We start from the raw sequence: 19,516 nt of genomic DNA, 5'->3' as shown, positions 1-19,516 counted from the left end.
CTCTATGAATTTAAAGTTTGTTGTTGCTTATGATGGAAGTTTATTTCAAGGAAGTCAAAAACAACCAAATGGAAAAACAGTTGAAAATGAACTTTTAAAAGCTTTTGAAAACATAAATATTAAAACTCAAATAGTTTTAAGTGGAAGAACGGATAAAGAAGTTCACTCATCTGGACAAGTTTTTAATTGTCAAATCCCTTCATATTGGGAAGATTTTTTTAAATTAAAAGAGATTTTAAATAAAAATCTTCCAACTTCTATAAAAATAAAAAAAATATCAAAAGTAGATGAAAGTTTTCATTCAAGATTTAGTGCAAAAAAAAGAGTTTATAGATATTTAATTACTACAAAAGAGACAACACCTTTTAATGATAAATTTATAACTTATGTAAAAAGTGTAGATGAAAAACTTTTAAAAGAGGCTATAAGAGAGTTTATTGGAGTTCATGATTTTAAATATTTTCATAAAACAGGTAGTGATAAAGAGAATACAAATAGAGAAATTTTTGATACAAAATTTTATAAATATAAAGATATTTATGTTTTTAAGTTTACTGCAAATTCATATTTACGAAGTCAAATTAGGCTTATGGTTGGATTTTTACTTGCAATAAATGATAAAAAATTGACTATTGAAGATTTAAAAAAACAACTAAATTGTGAAAAAAGTATTTTTAAAACTCCTATAAAACCAAATGGTTTATATCTTGCAAAAATTAAATACTAAATTGGAGATAAATAAAAAATGAGAATTTTAGTACAAATGTTCATTTATATGATTTTTTTAAAAATTTCTTTATGTGCGCAATCTGAAATTTCCATTCAAAAAGGTATTTCACTTGTCGGTGGTGAAAAAAATCAACAATTCTTTTTCTCTTCTGAATCTAATCAACAACAATATTTAATTCAAGTATATCAACCTAAAACACCACCTCCTGAAACTGGTTATTCTGTAATTTATTTATTAGATGGGAATGCAACTTTTCCATATGCTTCTATTATGGCACAAGCAATGGATGAAGCATTTTCACGAACAAATAAAGTTCCTCCTTTAATTGTCGCTATTGGTTATGCAACAGAATCACTTTTTGATATAAAAGCAAGAAGTTTTGATTATACACCACCTTATAAAGGTGAACTTCATCAGATAAATAATCGAGGTAGTTCCTCATATACACAAGGTGGAGCAGAACAATTTTATCAATTTATTGAAAAAGAATTAAAACCAATTATTACAGATAAATACAAAATTGATTTAAAACAACAAACTTTATTTGGTCACTCTTATGGAGGATTATTTACTTTATATACTTTTTTAAATCATCCTGAATCTTTCCAGTTTTATATGGCAGCAAGTCCATCAATTTGGTGGAATGATTTTTATATACTAAAACAAATAAAATTATTACAACCTAAATTTTATTCTCCTACGACATTATGGTTAAGTGTAGGTGAAATAGAAAATAAAGATAGACGATTTAATACATCTTTGGTTCAACAAAATTCTGATATCGAACAATTTGTATTTGATTTAAATTTTCAAGATAATTTGCAAATAAAAACTTTTAATATTCAAAACTCTACACATATTGAAGCGTTATTTCCTGCTTTAAATTTAGCATTTAAAATGCAAAATTAATAAATTTGTGATATTATGAGTTATGAAACAGTTAGCCTTAATAATTATATTTTTATCAGTAAATGCTTTTTCTTATGAGTTTAAATTAAACCAAAAAGATAAAAACTTAATAGAAAAATCAACTCAAAAATCTTTTATATTAAAGAGATTAGCAAAATATGAAGAAGTAAAAAATAAAGCTAAAAATCTTGATATAAATAAAAAATTAACTCAAATAAATCTTTTTATAAATGGAAGTCTTGCTGAATTTGATAATGCTTCAATGGGAATTGATGATTATTGGATGACACCCAAAGAGTTTTTTATAAAAGGTCATGGTGATTGTGAAGATTATGTAATAGCAAAATATTTTACTCTTTTAGAATTAGGGGTAAAAAAAGAGAATTTGTATCCTGCTATTGTTAGTGTAAAAGGAAGTCCAGGTTTTCACTTAGTATTACTCTATGTAGAAGATAAAAATAAATCACCACTTGTATTAGATAATCTTAGTTTTAAAATTTTACCATTTTCAAAAAGAACAGATTTGACACCAAAAGTTGCTTTTAATGAAATTGATTCTTATACTTTAACAAGAGAAAAGTTTCTTCAAAAAGCAGATATTGATTGGGGAAAAGAAAATAAATGGGAAAAACTATTAAATAGAGTTTATAAGTTAGATGAATAGAAAAATAGCTTTTTTAAACTATTTATAAAAAACACTTGACAAATATAGACTCAATAAGTTATAATTCTTTAGCAGTTTAAGATATAGAGTGCTAAATTTACAAAATGGTCGTTTTATGATAGATAAAAAAGAGTTTTTATTACAGTCTATTATTAAAGCTTACATAGAGCATTTAGAGCCAATAGGTTCAACACAGCTTAAATCTATGTATGATATTACTTTTTCTCCAGCAACTATTAGAGGTTACTTTAAAAAACTTGGAGATGAAGGATATCTTGCACAAGAACATATAAGCAGTGGACGAACGCCTACAAATGAAGCTTTAAAACAGTATTGGAAATCAAAACTTAACTTTAAAATTGATGGTGTAAATTTACGAGCATTAGAATATTATGCCTCTAAAATTGGACTGAGTGTTTTTATAAAAAAAGAGAAAACTGATAGGCTAAAAAATATTATAAATGTTGAAAATAGATATATGATATTAGAGTTTTCTTCATTTGCGATTAGTGCTAGATATAGTGAAGCGCTTTATAGATTTTTAGTTGATTTGATGGATTTACATATAAAAGATATTTTAAAAATATCAAAAGATGTAGGTGCTTTTGAAGTTTATAACTCAATAAATCAAAGTTTACAAGCTTCAGATTTTCAAATCTTTAATTATAAAGAGTTTTTATCTATAGCATTAAATTATGGTTTTGATGAATATACAATAAATAGATTTCTAAAAGGTCAAATTTTAGATGATTTAAAAGAAGGTTTATATTTTGATAAACTATTACCAGCAGATTATATTGGAATATGTAATTATTGTAAAATAGATAATGAAGATGTAAAGATGTTGGTTATTGGTGAATTACCAAAAGATTATGAAGATTTTTATGAAAAAATTACAAATTTTTAGGAGTTAAATGTGAGTGAAGAAAAAAAAGATGAAATTTTAGAACAAGAAACTGTTGAAACAAAAGAAGAAATAAAAACAGAAGAAGCTGAGCAAAAAACTGAAAGTTTAGAAGAAAAAGTTGCTAAACTTGAAAGTGAATTAAAAGAGAGTGAAGAAAAATTCTTAAGAGCTTATGCTGATTTTGAAAATATGAAAAAAAGATTAGAAAAAGAGAAATATCAAGCAATAGATTATGCAAGTGAAAAGTTTGCAAAAGATTTATTAACACCTCTTGATACTTTAGAAATGGCATTAAATTCAGCTAAAGCTGATGTTGATGCAAATGAGCTTTTAGAAAAACTAAAAGAAGGAATTGAGCTTACACTTAAAAACTTTGTAACAACTTTTGAAAAACATAATATTACAAAAGTTGAAACTGATGGTGAGTTTGATCCAAATGTTCATAATGCTGTAATGCAAGTTGATAGTGCAGAACATAATTCTGGACAAATTGTTCAAGAGTTACAAAAAGGTTATGTATTAAAAGATAGGTTATTAAGACCTTCAATGGTAAGTATAGCAAACTAAAAAATGACCGTAATGTCACTAAACTATAAATTTAAATAGAAAATTAAAATAAGAAACAAAACTTGAGGAATCAACACAAGTTCTCTTGTGCTTTAGATTGGTTCTTAGGTTGGATTTATTCAACCGCTAAAGAACATATAAAGATGAAAGGTTCCTTAATTTTATAAAATAAAATAAAGGACTAAAAAATGAGTAAAGTAATTGGAATAGATTTAGGAACAACAAACTCTTGTGTTGCTGTTTATGAAAATGGTGAAGCAAAAATTATCCCAAATAAAGAGGGGAAAAATACAACTCCATCTATCGTTGCATATACAGATAAAGGTGAAGTTTTAGTTGGTGATCCAGCTAAAAGACAAGCAATAACAAACCCAGAAAAAACTATTTATTCTATTAAAAGAATTATGGGACTTATGATGAATGAGCCAAATGCAAAAGAAGCTCAATCAAAAGTAGGTTATAAAATTGTTGATAGAAACGGTGCAGCAGCAGTTGAAATCGCTGGAAAAGTTTACACTCCTCAAGAAATTTCTGCAAAAATTTTAGGAAAATTAAAAGCTGATGCGGAAGAGTATTTAGGTGATAAAGTTACAGATGCAGTTATTACTGTTCCTGCATATTTTAATGATGCACAAAGAAAAGCTACTCAAGAAGCTGGAACAATTGCAGGTCTTAATGTATTAAGAATTATCAATGAACCAACGGCAGCTTCACTTGCTTATGGTTTAGATAAAAAAGGTGAAGAAAAAGTTTTAGTTTACGATTTAGGTGGAGGAACTTTTGACGTTACTGTTTTAGAAATTGGTGATGGAACATTTGAAGTACTTTCAACTGATGGAAATGCATTCTTAGGTGGAGATGATTTTGATAACGCAATTATTGATTGGTTAGCAAAAGAGTTCAAAGATGAAAATGGTTTTGATATTAAAAATGACAAAATGGCATTACAAAGATTAAAAGATGCTGCTGAAAATGCTAAAAAAGAGCTTTCATCTGCTGAATCAACAGAGATTAATTTACCATTTATTTCTATGGGAAATGCAGGACCAATTCACTTAGTTAAATCTTTAACTAGAGCAAAATTTGAATCTATGACTGAAAAACTAATTGATGAAACTTTAGACCATATTAAAATAGCTCTTAAAGAAGCAGGATTAAGTAAAGGTGACATCGATGAAATTATCATGGTTGGAGGAAGTACAAGACTTCCAAAAGCAAATCAAATAGTTAAAGAATTCTTTGGAAAAGATTTAAATAAAGGTGTAAATCCTGATGAAGTTGTAGCTGCTGGTGCTGCAGTTCAAGCTGGAGTTTTAAGAGGTGATGTTAAAGATGTTCTTTTACTAGATGTTACACCACTTTCACTTGGAATTGAAACTTTAGGTGGAGTTATGACAAAACTTATTGATAAAGGTACAACAATTCCTGTTAAAAAATCACAAGTTTTCTCAACAGCTGACGATAATCAACCTGCTGTTTCTATTCATGTGTGCCAAGGTGAAAGAGAGTTTGCAAAAGATAATAAATCTTTAGGTATGTTTGAACTTTCTGATATTCCAGCAGCTCCAAGAGGAGTTCCTCAAATTGAAGTAACATTTGATATTGATGCAAATGGTGTTTTAAATGTAAGTGCAAAAGATAAAGGAACTGGAAAAGAAAACAAAATTACAATTTCAGGTTCATCAGGACTAAGTGATGCAGAAATTGAAAAAATGGTTGCAGAAGCAGAAGCAAACAAAGAAGCTGATGCTAAGAAAAAAGCAGTTATTGAAGTAAGAAATCAAGCAGATGCACTATTACATAGTACAAGAAAAACTTTAGAAGAGAATGAAAATGCAATTTCTGAAGATGAGAAAAAAGCTATTATTGATGCAGCAGCTGATTTAGAAGAGACTTTAAAAGATGAAAATGCAACAAAAGAACAAATTGAAGAAAAATTAAAAACTTTAACTGATAAATCTCATAAATTAGCAGAAGCTATGTATAAAAAAGAGCAAGGACAAGGCGAAGCTCAACCAAACCAAAAAGCAAAAAAAGATGACGATGATGTTATCGATGCTGAAGTAGAGTAAGGAACTCTGCTTCATGCAAACTATATTTATTTTACTTATTTTTGTTTTTCTTAGTTATATTTTATGAAAAGCTTAATACTTATTCTATTTTTAACTTTTTTGGTTACAGGATGTTCTACTAAAAAAGAGGTTTTTGAAGAAGAAAAAAAAGAAGTTAAAAATAGAATGGAACCAGTTTCTTTTGCCCAGATAAAAGGTTTTTTTGAAGATGATTTAAATTATGCTTTAGAAGTTTTTAAAAAAGATTGTCAAAAATCAAAAAAATATGAACAATTTAAAAATGTATGCCAAAAAGCTCAATATGAGACTGATGGAAGAAAATTTTTTATAGTAAATTTTCAACCATACAAACTTTATGATAGTAATTCACATGATGAAGGAACAATTACAGGATATTATGAACCACTTTTATATGGTAGTTTAAAAAAAAGTGCTAGATATAAATATCCAGTTTATAAAATACCAAAAAATTTAATAACATCGGATAGTGCAAATTTAGAAGGTTATAAATCTAGAGGAAAAATGGTTGGTAAAAAAATAGTTCCTTATGATACAAGAAAAGAGATAGAATCAAATCCAAATAACCCAAATCTTGAAGTTATAGCTTATGTAGATGATAAATTTGATCTGTTTTTCCTTCATATCCAAGGTTCTGGAAAAATCCAGCTTGATAATGGGAAATTAATAAATGTTGCTTATGCTGAGCAAAATGGAAGAGCATATACAAGTATTGGTGGATATTTGATAAATCAAGGACTTATGACAAAAGATGAAATGTCTGTTCAATCAATGAAACAATTTTTTATAAAAAATCCTTCAAAAATGGACTATATTTTTAATCTAAATGAGAGTTATATATTTTTTAAAGTTGCTAATCAAGGTGCAACAGGAGCTTTAAATACAGTATTAACTGCACAAAGAAATATTGCAGTTGATAGAAGTTATATTCCTTTAGGAACACCTGTATTTTTAAATACACAAAATCCAGTTTCAAAAGAGCCAATAAATCAGATGATGGTTGCAGCTGATGTTGGTGGAGCGATTAAAGGTGAAATTAGAGCTGACTTTTTTTGGGGATTTGGAAAAGATGCTTTCGAATATGCTGGACGAATGAAAGAAAAAGGCAAAATGTATATTCTTCTACCTAAAAATTAGAAAATGGTTGTTACATACAACAACCATTTCCACAGCAGTAAGTTTTTTGTTCTTCTTGATAAAATTTGATTACAAAATTATTAAACATTTCTTGGATTTCAAAATGATGTTTTTTACAAAATTTACTATTCATAATATTTTTTATTTCAATAGCTTTTAGTAAAGCGTCATCTTTTGAATTAAATTCTAAATTATTTTTTAAATCACTTTTCTGAAAACAGCTGCATCTATCTTGTACAACAATTTTATACATAAATATCCTTAAATAAAAAACAAAGAGTATCAAAAAATTTATTAAAGCAATTTAAGAAGTAAAAAAAGATAAAATATTAGTTAATAAATTTTAAAAAGGCAGATAATGCACATCTCAAATCTAATGTCTCAATATTTTGGAAAATTTGCAAAAAAAGAGTTCCCTTCTCCTATCCAAAAAATTATAAATTTAAGTTACGTAAAGCTAATGAAGTTGAATATGATTGAGTTTAAACATCCTAGATATTATAAATCTTTAAATGAATTATTTACAAGAGAGTTAATAATTAAAAGAGAAATAGATAAAAATAAAGATTCTATTATTTCTCCAACAGATAGTTTAATAACAGAATGTGGAACTTTAAAAGAAGATATTGCTTTACAAATTAAAGGAATGGAATATAGCGTTGAAGAGTTACTGACTTATTACTGTAGTGAAAATTTTGAAAAAGTTAAAAATGGTTCTTTTATGAATTTCTATCTATCACCAAAAGATTATCATAGATACCATGCCCCTTGTGATTTTAAACTAAAAAAACTTATTCATGTTCCAGGTAAACTTTATCCTGTAAATTTAAAATATCTAAACAAAGAATTTGAACTTTTTGTACAAAATGAAAGAGTTATATTAGAGTGTGAAAATAGCGGAAAACTTTTTTATATGGTATTTGTAGGTGCACTAAATGTAGGACAGATGGTATTTGAATTTGAAAATAGAGTAGAAACAAATAAAGATGCTAAAGAGATAAAAGTTTATAATTATGACAATATCGAAATAACAAAAGGTGAATGTTTAGGATATTTTAAAATGGGTTCAACTGTTGTTATGATTTGGGAAAAAGATAGTGTTCAAATTGATGATTTATTAAATCAAAATGTAAAATTTGGGCAAAGAATTGGAAAATTATAATATATTTATTTTTTTCATAGCTTTATTTGGAATTTTATCTTTTATCATATATTTAGTAATAAAAACTAGAAAAGGGTATGAAAGAGAAATAGTCCTTAAAGTAAAAGAGATAGAAGATAAATTGTGCGTTGATAAATTAACTGGTTTAAAAAACAGAGTTGCTTTAGATAGTGATGTAAAGCATGGAGAATTTATCTCAATTGTTTTACTTGATTTAGACTCTTTTGGTGATATCAATGAACTTTATGGATTTGTTTCTGCTGAACTAGTTTTAGTTGAAATTGCAAAAATTTTAAAAGGTTTTGAAAAAAAATATAATGTAAGTGCTTATAGATTAAGTGGAGATATTTTTTGTTTATTAGATAAAGATAATATGCCATTTTTTGAATTTGAAGCATTTATTAGTGATTTGATTTTAACATTTAAAAATAAATTAGTTCATATTGAAAAATTAGATATTGATGTTTTAATTAGTATGACACTAGGAATTTCTATTGTTCAAGAAGAACCAGTTAGAACAGCTGCAATTGCACTAAAAAAAGCAAAAAAAACGAATCAAAGATTTCTTGTTTATAATAATGAAATTGATACAAAAGAAGTTGTTAAAAAATCTATTTATTGGCGAGAAAAAATACAAAAAGCTATTGTAGAAAACAATGTAATACCATTTTATCAACCAATTTTTGATAGAAATCAAGAGATTGTAAAATATGAAACTTTGATGAGAATCAGAGATATAGATGAAAATGATAAAGTGATATATTTTACACCGAATCTTTTTTTATCAGTATCTTTCAAAACTAAACAGTATTTACAGTTATCTCATATAATCATTTCAAAAACATTTGATAATTTGTCAAAAACTAAGAAACAAGTATCTTTAAATATAAGTTTTAAAGATATTTTAAATCATGAATTTATAGAGTTTTTAGATAATAAAATGGATAAGTTAGAGAAAAAAGATAAAGAGAGAATAATCTTTGAAATTTTAGAAAGTGATTATATTTCTGATTATGAACATTTGGAAGAGTTTATTTCAAAGTATAAAAAGCATGGTGTAAAAATTGCAATTGATGATTTTGGAACAGGTTATTCAAACTTTATAAGAATTATGAGAATAAGACCTGATTATTTAAAAATTGATAGTTCTTTAATAAAGCATATAGATATAGATAAAAATTCTTATGAAATTGTAAAATCAATTATTGCTTTTTCTAAGGCATTAAATATTCAAACTATTGCTGAATATGTACACTCAAAAGAGATCTTAGATTTACTTTTGGAAATGGGCGTTGATGAGTTTCAAGGTTTTTATTTAGCTGAACCTTCTTTAAATATCGAATAGTTTTAATTAAACAAAAGCTTATTTTTGTACAATTTAAAAATATTTATTAAAGGAGAGAAATATGTCAGTTATTACAGAAATTGGAACATTAGCATTAGCGGGTACAAAAAAAGGAAAAATAACAATCTCTAATGTAACAGAGCCTTATGGAAAAGATACAGAAGATATCGTAAGCATTGGTGTTTCATTAAATGGGATAGATGTTCAATGGAAAGCACATATTCCTTATGAAAATTTAGAAGAAGTTATTGCTATTTTACAAAAAGCTAGCGATAGTAAGAAATAGCCTAAAAAAATCTTTTGTGATATAATAACCTTTATTAAAGAGGTAAATTATGTCACAAATGAAAGTTATTGGAAGAAGAGAAGTTATAGATATTTTAGATTTAGAACTTTATGGACTAGATGCTAAAATAGACACTGGTGCAGATTCAAATTCACTACATTGTGATGATATTTTTATTGATGATGAAAAGTTTGTCCACTTTTCTTTGTTAGATGAAGTTCATCCAGCTTACCATGGTAAAAAAATAAAAATGCCTCTTTATAAATTAAAAAAAGTTAAAAGTTCAAATGGAGTGATCCAATTAAGAGCGTCAATTCAAGTTATGGTTTCATTTTTTGGAAAAAATTATAAAACAGTTATATCTTTAACAGATCGTTCAGATATGAAATATCCGATGTTAATTGGAAGAAAGTTTTTAACAAATCGTTTTTTAGTTGATGTTTCAAAAGAGTATTTATCAAAGGTTAATTAAAAGGTAATAATATGCGAATCTATATCTTATCAAGAAATGAAAATTTGTATTCAACAAAAAGATTATTAGAAGAGGCAACTGCAAAAGGTTGGGAAGTAAAAGTAATAGACTATTTAAAATGTACAATTGAGATTATGAAAGGTGAATTACTTGTGAATTATGAAGGAAAATTATTACCAATTCCTGATGCAATAATCCCTAGAATTGGTGCAAGTAAAACTTTTTATGGTGCAGCAATGGTAAGACACTTTGAAATGCAAGATGTATTTAGTACAACAGGAAATCTAGCACTTACAAGAAGTAGAGATAAACTTAGAAGTTTACAAGTTTTATCAAAAAATGATGTGGATTTACCAAGAACAGTTTTCGCTTCAAATAAATCAAATGCTAAAGATGTTATTGCTTTAAGTGGAGGAGCACCTTTAGTTTTAAAAATTTTAGAAGGAACTCAAGGTGTTGGAGTTGTTTTAGTTGATAGTAAAAAAGCTGCTAAATCAGTTCTTGATGCTTTTTATGGAATGGATGTGAATTTACTTGTTCAAGAGTATATTGAAGAAGCAAATGGTACAGATATACGAGCTTTTATTGTAGATAATGAAGTTGTTGGTGCAATGAAAAGACAAGGTGCAGAAGGAGACTTTAGGTCAAACTTACATCAAGGTGGAAGTGCAGTAGCTTATAAGCTTAATAGAAAAGAAAAAGCAACTGCAATAGCTGCTGCAAGGGCAATGGGACTAGGGGTTTGTGGTGTTGATATGATTCCTTCAAAAAGAGGTCCTTTAGTTATGGAAGTAAATTCAAGTCCAGGACTTGAAGGAATAGAAAAATCAACAAATATAAATATAGCTCAAAAAATAATGGATTACATAGAAAAAAATATAAAACCAAAATCTTCAAATACTAAAAAAATAAAAAGAAAAAAAGATAGTATAGGTGCTTAATGAAAAAGATTTTATTGCTTTTGATACTTTTCATGTACTCTTTTTCTTTAGAACTTGGGAATAAAGTTTTAGAGCCAGAAGAGGCATTTCAAGTAAAATTTATAGAAAATAAAGATAGTTTAAATATCAAATTTGAATTAGGAAAAGATATATATTTATATCACGATAAATTACAAATAAATATTATAAAACCTGAAAAAATAAATATTACAGAAGAGTTAAATATTCCAAAGCCTGTCAACTATGAAGAATTTGTAGTTCATTTTGATGATTTGAATTTAACTATTCCTTATAATTTTTTAAAATCAAAAGTTGAATCACAAGAGTTTGAAATTGAGCTAAAATTTCAAGGATGTTCAAAAGCTGGACTTTGTTATGCTCCAATGAGTCAAAAACATATTTTAATATTGGGTATAAATAATGAAAATAAAAATAAAAATTTAGAAAACTTAAATGAAACAGATGTTATTGCAAATAGTTTAAAAGACAAAAATATACTTTTAGTTTTACTTACATTTTTTGGCTTTGGATTACTTTTATCTTTAACTCCTTGCGTTTTTCCAATGATTCCTATTTTATCTTCAATTATTGTAGGTGCTTCAAAAACTGAAAAAATGACCACTAGCAAAGGATTTTTATTATCTTTAGTTTATGTTTTATCAATGAGTATTGCTTATACAATAGCTGGAGTAATTGCAGGAATTTTGGGAGCAAATTTACAAGTAGCATTTCAAAATCCTTATGTTTTAATAGTTTTTTCTTTTATTTTCGTACTACTTGCTTTTTCAATGTTTGGATATTTTGAAATAAAACTTCCTCAAGCATTCCAATCAAAATTAAATAAAAAAAGTGATACTCAAGGACTTCTAGGAATTGCAATTATGGGATTCTTATCAGCTCTTATCGTTGGTCCTTGTGTTGCACCTCCACTTGCAGGAGCATTAGTTTATATTGGACAAACAGGTGATGCAATTCTTGGTGGATTAGCTTTATTTGTTATGAGTTTAGGAATGGGAGTTCCATTACTTCTAATTGGTTTAGGTGCAGGAAAATTTATGCCAAAACCTGGTGGCTGGATGGAAAGTATTACAAAAATTTTTGGAATAGTAATGTTAGGTGTTGCAATTTGGCTTTTAGATAGAGTTTTAGATGCAACTGTGATTATCTATTTATGGGCATTATTACTTTTAGGAAGTGCTATTTATCTAAAAATTTATCAACATATTTTGGCTCAGTTGATTACTGTTGTGATTTTTATTTTAGGTGTTATTTTATTCGTAGGGGCAATTAGTGGTGCAACAAATCCTTTAAATCCTTTAGAAGAATTCACTTCATCAAAAATGACACAAGTCTCTGATGAAAAGTTGATTTTTAAAAAAATAAAAAATATTCAAGAACTTGAACTTGCAATTAAAAACTCAAATAAACCAGTTATGTTAGATTTTTGGGCATCATGGTGTGTTTCTTGTAAAGAGTTAGAAGAGATTACTTTTCAAGATGAACAAGTTATAAATAAACTTCAAGAATTTACTTTATTAAAAGCTGATGTAACTGAAAACAATGATGAAGACAAAGCTTTACAAAAAAAGTTTAGTGTTGTTGGACCTCCTGCTTTAATATTTTGGGATAAAGATAAAAATGAAATTCAAGCTTCAAGAATTATTGGGTACAAAAATCCAAAGGATTTTTTGGAAATAGTAAATAAAAATTTTCAAAATTAAATGATATTCATATATAATAAATCCTTCTTTTTTAGGATTTATTATGGACTTAAATATTGATTTTTTAATCATCTTTTCAATAATTTTATTTTTTTCTTCTTTGGTTCAAGGAAGTATTGGTTTTGGTTTTCCTTTAATCTCAACTCCTCTTTTAGCAATGATTACAGATATGAAAACAGCTATTTTGTATGTTGCTATTCCTACACTTTTGATTAATTTGATAGCTATTTTTAGTGAAGGAAACTTTTTAAGTGCTATAAAAAGATTTTATCCTTTAGCGATTTTTGCGATGATAGGAAGTGCTATTGGTACACAAATATTAATCTATAGTAGTTCTGAAATCTTTAAATTATTATTGGCAATCTCAATTATTTTTTATTTATTAATTCAGAAATTCAAATTTGAAATGGTTTGGGTAAAAAATAAACCTAAAACTTCACTTGTTATATTTGGATTAAGTGCAGGAATTATAGGTGGTTTAACAAATGTTATGGCTTTGGTTTTAATAATATATTCTTTAGAATCAAAACATTCAAGAAAAGAGATAATTCAGTCTTCAAATATATGTTTTTTGTTTGGAAAACTTATTCAAATTATGCTTTTTGCAATTCATGGTTCATTTACACAAGAGTTGTTAACAATTTCTTTTAGTAGTTTAATACTTGTTGTAGTTGCAATGGTTATTGGACTTAAAATAAAGAACAAAATTCCACAAGAAAATTATAATAAAGTTATAAAAGGATTTTTATTTTTGATGGCGATAGCTTTAATTTATCAAACGATTTTTTAAAAGGAAGTTATAACTTCCTTTTAAAGTTTTTAGATGAATATAAATGCACCTAAAATAATAACTGCAAGATAAAGTGTTCCAAAAATAGCACCTAATCCCCACCATCTAGCTTGAGAAATATATCCAGCTCCATACCAAATTGGCGATGGTCCTGTTCCATAAGGAGTTATAATTCCCATTACTCCAAGGCTTCCTGCTAAAATAATAGTAAATGGTAAAATTTGCTCAGGAGCTAAAAGAGTTGCTGCAATAGTCATAAATACTGGAACAAGTGCAGTAACATGAGCAGTAACACTAGCAAAGAAATAATGTAACAAGAAAAATAAAACAATTAATGACAAAATCAATGCTGTTGGATGAAGACCAGCTAACATTGTTTGAGTATTTGCTCCAATCCAAGTTAAAACACCTACTTTTTGTAAACCAGCTGCCATTGCAACTAAAGTTGAGAACCAAATAAGTACGTTAAATGCTGCTTTATTTGAAATTAAATCATCCCAAGTAATAACATTTGTTAAAACCATTATAGCAACAATTGAAATAGCAGCTGTTGTTGAATCAACACCAAACTCTTTTCCAAAAATCCATAAAACTAAGGCAACAGTCGCTAAAAAAGCCATTAAGTACTCTTTAAAAGTTACAGGTCCTAATTTTTTTAATTCTTCACTAGCCCAAGCTGGAGCTTCTGGAGATTTCTTTTGTGTTGGTGGATAAATAACATACGCTAACCAAGGAGTTAATAAAAACAGAGGAACCATCAATGGTATCATTACTTTTGCCCATTCTCCCCAACTAATAGCATGACCTGTACTTTTTGCAATTAAATCAACTGCAAGTAAATTTGGTGCAAGTGCAGTTAAGAACATAGAACTTGTTACACAAGTAGTCGCAATAGCAACCCAAGAGATATAAGCTCCAAGTTTTCTTGGATCTTTGTCTGGCCAAGAATCAAAAATATGAGGAATATTAATAGCAACAGGATATACTGAACCTCCACTTCTTGCTGTATTTGATGGCATAAATGGTGCTAAAACTAAATCAGAGAATGCAACAGCATAACCAAGACCTAATGAACTTTTTCCCATGTATTTAACCATTATAAGAGAAACTCTTTTTCCAAGACCTGTTTTTTTATAACCAAGTGCAAACATAAATGCAGCAAAGATTAACCAAATAACACTATTTGAGAATCCTGATAATGCCCAAGTAATACTCTCTTTAGGATTACCTATTAATCCTAAAAGTGCAACAAATGAAATTCCTGTAAAACCTACAAGAGCAGCTGGAACTGGCTCAATGATAAGCCCTACTACAACAGCAAAAAATATTGCTAGAAAATGCCATGCATTTTGAGATAATCCTTCTGGTGCTGGAATGAACCATAAGATTACTAAAACTGCAATGGGTATAAGTAATTTTAAAGTCTGTTTTGACATGTTATGCTCCTTTTTAAAGTCATGAGAATATTATAATATAATTTAGTTACAAAATAAATATAAGAAAAATTTAAAAAATATATCAATTTATATAATATCTGTTATACTTCGCAAAAATTATTTTTATAAAAGGCTTCAAATGAACTTTAAAACAATTTTAGGAAAAGCTGATTTTATAGAGTTTCTAAGAGGTAAAAAAGCCACTTTTTTGCTTGGTTGTAGTGTAACAAAAACTTGTGAAATTCCAAATATTTCACAAGCTGGAATTCCTCAAAAATTATTTCTTACTCCAACTTTAGATGCAGAGTTTTTATGTATAAAACAAGTAAAGTCTTTACCTGATATTGCAAAAACTCCAAAAGGAGTTCCAACTCCTGCAATAATAACTAGAGCAATTCATGAAGTTAAACCTTTTTCAAATATAGAAATTTTAAATTTGGGATTAGAAGTAGTTCCTCAAATAGAGTATTTTAAAATACATAATTTTGATATAAACTCAAGTGATAGTATAGATAAAAATGCAAATATACCTGCTATGGAGATTTTCCAAAAAGGAATAGAGTTTGCGCAAAGCTATGAAACAAAAGATGATTATATTATTTTAGCTGAAACAATTCCAGCAGGAACTACAACAGCTAATGCGACAGCAAAAGCTTTGGGATATGATTGTGATGGATATTTTTCAAGTTCATTTAAAAATAATCCAAATGATATAAAAGAAAAAACAATCAATAATGCTTTATCAAATATAGATTCAAATGATGATTTATTTGATAAATTATCAAAAGTTAGTGATAATATGATAATTTTTTATGCAGGATTTATTTTAGGTAGTCAAAATAAAAATCAAAAGATTGTATTAGCTGGTGGAACACAGATGGCTTGTGTTTTACTTGTTGTGAATTCTATTTTAAGAAGTATGGATGGAGTTCTTGATTCTTCAAATATAGCACTCTTTACTACAAAATGGATAGAAGAAGATAAAAATTCAAATATCAAAGCACTTTTAGAACAACTTGATTTTCCTATAAATGCTTATTCAAGTGATTTTGATTTTAGTTTATCTTCACATCCAGCTTTAAAACTATATGATGAAGGAGAAGCTAAAGAGGGGGTTGGCTGTGGTGGCGCATTATGTTATGCTTCAATAAATGGTTTATCAAAACAGATAGTTACAAAAAAAATAGAAGAGTTTTTAGGAGAGTAAAATGAAAAATAAAATATTAACAGCTTTATGTGGTTTACTATTTTTAAATAATTATAATCTAGAAGCAAAAGAGATACAAAAAGTTGAAGAGTGGAAAATACAAAATGATCCATATTATAAACATAAAAAAAGTCAATTTGAGGTTTTGATGAATAATAGTAAATACACAACTATGATGTTAGGTGATTCAATAACTGATGAGGGAAGATGGGATGAACTTTTAAATAATAATACAGTTCAAAATAGAGGAATAAGTGGAGATACAACAAGTGGAGTTTTAGATAGATTATCAACAGTTAGTCCTAGTATAAAACAAGTTTTTATTATGATTGGTGTAAATGACATAATGAGAGGAAAAAGTGAAAATGAAGTTTTTGAAAATTATAAAAAGATAATCAAATTTTTTGAAGAAAAAAATATAAAAGTTCATATTCAATCAACTCTTTATATTGGTGAAACAAGAAAACAAAATTTTAATCCTAAAATAGAAAAATTAAATGAAAAATTAAAAGATTTTGCTCAAAACAATAATATTGATTTTATAGATTTAAATCCAATTTTTGCACCAAATAAAGTATTAAAATCAGAGTTTACGACTGATGATTTACATCTAAATGGAAAAGCTTATACTCTTTGGGTAAAAGAGATAAAAAAATATATAGATTAATATGAAACAATTATTAAACGCTTTTTTCTTTGCCCTTTCATATTTTTCAATTATTCCAGTTTTTGTAAAAAATATGGAAATAAATAATATTACATATAAATATACCTTAGCATTACTACCTTTAATTGGAGCTATTTTGGCTTCAATAGTTATATGTTTTAATCTTTTTTTTAATCAATTTTTTTCACCAATATATGCAGCTTTTGTCTCTTCAGTTATCTATTTATTTTTATATGGATTTATTCATACAGAAGCAATAATTGATGTTGTTGATGCTTGGTTTGCTTCTTATAGTGGAAAAGATGCTTATAAGATTATGAAAGAGTCAACTATTGGAGCAATCGGAGCTTTGTATGCCTTTTCTTTTGTACTTTTAAAAGTTGGAATTATCACTTATGTTTTATATCAAAAAGAGTATGTTTTATTTTTAATAGTTTGTACTTTTTCAAGATTAAATCTTTTATATTTGCTTGAATATTTTAAATTTAGTAAAGATAGCTTTTTATCTTTGGCTTTTCAAAGTGGGGGAATATTTAGACTAAAAATCTATGCTTTAATTTATATTATTGTTGCTTTTTTCATAGGTAAAAATATTTTTATTATTTTAGTTTTATCACTTTTGAGTTTTTATTTTATTTTAAAGATTTTAAATAATAAGTTTGGTTTTGTGAATGGTGATTGTTTAGGATTTACTTTAGAACATACTGAACTAATAGTTTTGAATATTGGTTTGGCTTTAATTTTGTAATGTTAATAAATAATAAATTCTTAAAATATCTATCTTTTTTTATTTCAATAGTTTTTGTTATAAATTTGATTTATATGATATATTCTTCTTTTTTTATTGTAAAAAATCAGTTTACAGATATAGGTGATACAACTTATGTAAATCAAGTAAGAGAAGATGACTATACCATAAAATTAGCTTCATATCTTACTAAAAATTGTAATAAAGATAGACTTTGTGAAGTTCAAAATTTATTGGATTTTGTTACAACAATTCCATATAAAATAAATGAAAGTATTGCAAAAAGCCCAAAACAAGTCGTTGAACAAAATTTTGGTGATTGTGATGATAAGTCCAATTTGCTGATTTCTCTTTTGAAAGTTCTTGGCTATGAAGTTTATTTTGTGCTTGTTCCTGAACATATTTTTGTTATTATTAATCTTGATAGCATAAATCTTTCTAAAAAAGCTTTATATATAAATGATAAAAAATTTTATATTTTAGAAACAACAGCAACTCTTTCAAAAATAGGATTCCCTTTAAAATATAAACTTGATGAAATTGAAGCTATAATTGACCCATTCAAAAATAAAAAACTCCTTATAAATAATTTAAGATATAATTAAAAATAATTATTAATTTTATTAAAAATCACCCCTAAGGGTGATAGACAATGATAATTTAAAGTTATATAATCAATATATAAAATAATAAGGAGATATCTATGGCACAAGTAGGAGTAGTTAAGTCTTTAGATGGAGGAGTATTTTATGCAAAAGACTCTTCAGGGAATATCAGAGAACTAAGTATTGGTGATAGTATATCGGAAAATGAAGTTGTTTTTGGTGATAATTCAAATCAAATTTCTGCAAAAGTAGAAATGGAATTATCTGGAAATGACATAATCGTTTTAAACCAGACTCAACAACAGCTAATAGATTCTTCTTTAAATGAAGTTACTTTTGGAAATGAAGAAGTGATTTTTACAAAAGGTGATGTAAATACAACATTTGAAAATGCAGATTTGAGTGCATGGAATAATACATCAGATGATATAAGTGATGATATGGAAACAGCTGCAGGCGATCCAACACAACAAGAGACGCAAGCTGGGCAAGAAGAACCAACTGAAGAAGGAAGAGTTTCAGCTAGATTTAGTGCAAGAGATGGTTCTTCTACTGATGTTCATAGTGATTTAAGAGAAGCAACAGATTTTGGAACTCAAACCACAGAAAGTGATAATGCTGTTGAAATACCTACTGAATTATTAAATCCTCAAACTACTACAACAGAGCCGACAACTCCAACAATACCTGTAGATACAAGAGTACCAGCTTCATCGATTACTTTAAATAATTTAACAGTAGATGAAGGTAAAGAGATTACAATAACTGCAACAGTAGATAATGCACCACAAACAGATTTAATAATAAGACTAAATAATGGTGAAGAAATAACTATTAAGGCAGGTGAAACAACTGGTAGTACAACTTTTACAAACCCAAATGCAGAAGATGTATATCTAGATAATAGTACAGAAACTTATACTATTGTGGGAACTGATGGTGGTAATTATGTTAGTTTAGATACTAGTGATAGCTCGGTTGTTACTATTACAGATACAATAGATGAAGTAAAAGTATGGGTAAGTGCAGACGGTAATGTAAAAGAGAATGAGACAGGAAACTTTAAAGTAAATGTAAGTCAAGCATTAGACCATGATATAAAAGTAACATTAAGTGATGGTTCAATAGTTAC

General features: G+C 27.1%; 21 protein-coding genes. 19 read left to right on the top strand and 2 right to left on the bottom strand.

What is annotated here, in order from left to right; translation table 11 throughout:
• Positions 1–4 precede the first annotated feature (4 nt).
• The 7 genes from truA (at position 5) to mltA (ending at position 7,004) form a co-directional block, all read left to right on the top strand.
• Positions 5–727 carry a tRNA pseudouridine(38-40) synthase TruA gene (gene truA, locus B0175_RS03000; protein ID WP_108527219.1) on the top strand — a complete coding sequence of 241 codons (723 nt, stop codon included), beginning with the start codon at positions 5–7 and terminating at the stop codon, positions 725–727.
• Between the two features lie 18 nt (positions 728–745).
• Positions 746–1,639, top strand: coding sequence for an alpha/beta hydrolase (locus tag B0175_RS02995; RefSeq protein ID WP_108527218.1), 894 nt, complete (start codon positions 746–748; stop codon positions 1,637–1,639).
• 22 nt (positions 1,640–1,661) lie between these two features.
• Complete coding sequence (locus B0175_RS02990; RefSeq protein ID WP_108527217.1) at positions 1,662–2,303, top strand: transglutaminase-like cysteine peptidase; 642 nt, start codon at positions 1,662–1,664, stop codon at positions 2,301–2,303.
• Between the two features lie 88 nt (positions 2,304–2,391).
• A complete protein-coding gene (locus tag B0175_RS02985) occupies positions 2,392–3,210 on the top strand; it encodes a heat-shock protein (protein ID WP_228156054.1) in 819 nt (272 codons plus the stop codon).
• A 9-nt stretch (positions 3,211–3,219) separates the two neighbouring features.
• A complete protein-coding gene (gene grpE, locus B0175_RS02980) occupies positions 3,220–3,777 on the top strand; it encodes a nucleotide exchange factor GrpE (protein ID WP_108527215.1) in 558 nt (185 codons plus the stop codon).
• 188 nt (positions 3,778–3,965) lie between these two features.
• Positions 3,966–5,849 (top strand): molecular chaperone DnaK, encoded by a 1,884-nt coding sequence (gene dnaK, locus B0175_RS02975; protein ID WP_108527214.1) that lies wholly within the window; start codon positions 3,966–3,968, stop codon positions 5,847–5,849.
• Between the two features lie 63 nt (positions 5,850–5,912).
• Positions 5,913–7,004 carry a murein transglycosylase A gene (gene mltA / locus B0175_RS02970; protein ID WP_108527213.1) on the top strand — a complete coding sequence of 364 codons (1,092 nt, stop codon included), beginning with the start codon at positions 5,913–5,915 and terminating at the stop codon, positions 7,002–7,004.
• A gap of 10 nt (positions 7,005–7,014) precedes the next feature.
• On the opposite strand, the gene B0175_RS02965 is transcribed toward mltA, so the two are convergent.
• Entirely contained in the window at positions 7,015–7,257 is a 243-nt protein-coding gene (locus tag B0175_RS02965; RefSeq protein WP_108527212.1) for a hypothetical protein, read from the bottom strand.
• 105 nt (positions 7,258–7,362) lie between these two features.
• Between B0175_RS02965 and B0175_RS02960 the strand changes: the two genes are divergently transcribed.
• The 7 genes from B0175_RS02960 (at position 7,363) to B0175_RS02930 (ending at position 13,721) form a co-directional block, all read left to right on the top strand.
• Positions 7,363–8,166 (top strand): phosphatidylserine decarboxylase, encoded by an 804-nt coding sequence (locus B0175_RS02960; RefSeq protein ID WP_108527211.1) that lies wholly within the window; start codon positions 7,363–7,365, stop codon positions 8,164–8,166.
• Entirely contained in the window at positions 8,153–9,511 is a 1,359-nt protein-coding gene (locus B0175_RS02955) for an EAL domain-containing protein (RefSeq protein WP_210004247.1), read from the top strand. Before B0175_RS02960 ends, B0175_RS02955 begins: the two co-directional genes overlap by 14 nt.
• 61 nt (positions 9,512–9,572) lie before the next feature.
• Positions 9,573–9,797, top strand: a complete 225-nt coding sequence (locus B0175_RS02950) for a hypothetical protein (protein WP_108527209.1) — start codon at positions 9,573–9,575, stop codon at positions 9,795–9,797.
• Positions 9,798–9,846: 49 nt separating this feature from the next.
• The gene (locus B0175_RS02945) at positions 9,847–10,269 is read left to right on the top strand and encodes an ATP-dependent zinc protease family protein (RefSeq protein WP_108527208.1); all 423 of its coding nucleotides are present in this window, start codon (positions 9,847–9,849) and stop codon (positions 10,267–10,269) included.
• 11 nt (positions 10,270–10,280) lie between these two features.
• Positions 10,281–11,210, top strand: a complete 930-nt coding sequence (gene rimK / locus B0175_RS02940; protein ID WP_108527207.1) for a 30S ribosomal protein S6--L-glutamate ligase — start codon at positions 10,281–10,283, stop codon at positions 11,208–11,210.
• A complete protein-coding gene (dsbD, locus tag B0175_RS02935; RefSeq protein WP_108527206.1) occupies positions 11,210–12,931 on the top strand; it encodes a protein-disulfide reductase DsbD in 1,722 nt (573 codons plus the stop codon). The genes rimK and dsbD overlap by 1 nt, the downstream gene beginning before the upstream one ends.
• A 43-nt stretch (positions 12,932–12,974) precedes the next feature.
• Positions 12,975–13,721: a sulfite exporter TauE/SafE family protein gene (locus B0175_RS02930; RefSeq protein WP_004511071.1), complete on the top strand. Its 747-nt coding sequence runs from the start codon at positions 12,975–12,977 to the stop codon at positions 13,719–13,721.
• A gap of 29 nt (positions 13,722–13,750) precedes the next feature.
• On the opposite strand, the gene B0175_RS02925 is transcribed toward B0175_RS02930, so the two are convergent.
• Positions 13,751–15,157, bottom strand: coding sequence for an anion permease (locus tag B0175_RS02925; RefSeq protein ID WP_108527205.1), 1,407 nt, complete (start codon positions 15,155–15,157; stop codon positions 13,751–13,753).
• 139 nt (positions 15,158–15,296) lie between these two features.
• Between B0175_RS02925 and cobT the strand changes: the two genes are divergently transcribed.
• The 5 genes from cobT to B0175_RS11305 all read left to right on the top strand — a co-directional run.
• Positions 15,297–16,364 (top strand): nicotinate mononucleotide-dependent phosphoribosyltransferase CobT, encoded by a 1,068-nt coding sequence (cobT, locus tag B0175_RS02920; RefSeq protein ID WP_108527204.1) that lies wholly within the window; start codon positions 15,297–15,299, stop codon positions 16,362–16,364.
• Position 16,365: 1 nt separating this feature from the next.
• Complete coding sequence (locus tag B0175_RS02915; RefSeq protein WP_108527203.1) at positions 16,366–17,031, top strand: GDSL-type esterase/lipase family protein; 666 nt, start codon at positions 16,366–16,368, stop codon at positions 17,029–17,031.
• A 1-nt stretch (position 17,032) separates the two neighbouring features.
• Positions 17,033–17,779 (top strand): adenosylcobinamide-GDP ribazoletransferase, encoded by a 747-nt coding sequence (locus B0175_RS02910; protein ID WP_108527202.1) that lies wholly within the window; start codon positions 17,033–17,035, stop codon positions 17,777–17,779.
• Complete coding sequence (locus B0175_RS02905) at positions 17,779–18,384, top strand: transglutaminase domain-containing protein (RefSeq protein ID WP_108527201.1); 606 nt, start codon at positions 17,779–17,781, stop codon at positions 18,382–18,384. The genes B0175_RS02910 and B0175_RS02905 overlap by 1 nt, the downstream gene beginning before the upstream one ends.
• Before the next feature lie 98 nt (positions 18,385–18,482).
• On the top strand, positions 18,483–19,516 hold a 1,034-nt coding region (locus B0175_RS11305), incomplete at its 3' end, for an immunoglobulin-like domain-containing protein (protein WP_322873861.1).

It is taken from the genome of Arcobacter lacus, assembly GCF_003063295.1.
In the GTDB taxonomy this organism is placed as follows: domain Bacteria; phylum Campylobacterota; class Campylobacteria; order Campylobacterales; family Arcobacteraceae; genus Aliarcobacter; species Aliarcobacter lacus.
The sequence above is the reverse complement of the archived record's forward strand: the minus strand, read 5'-3'. Positions and strand labels throughout refer to the sequence as shown.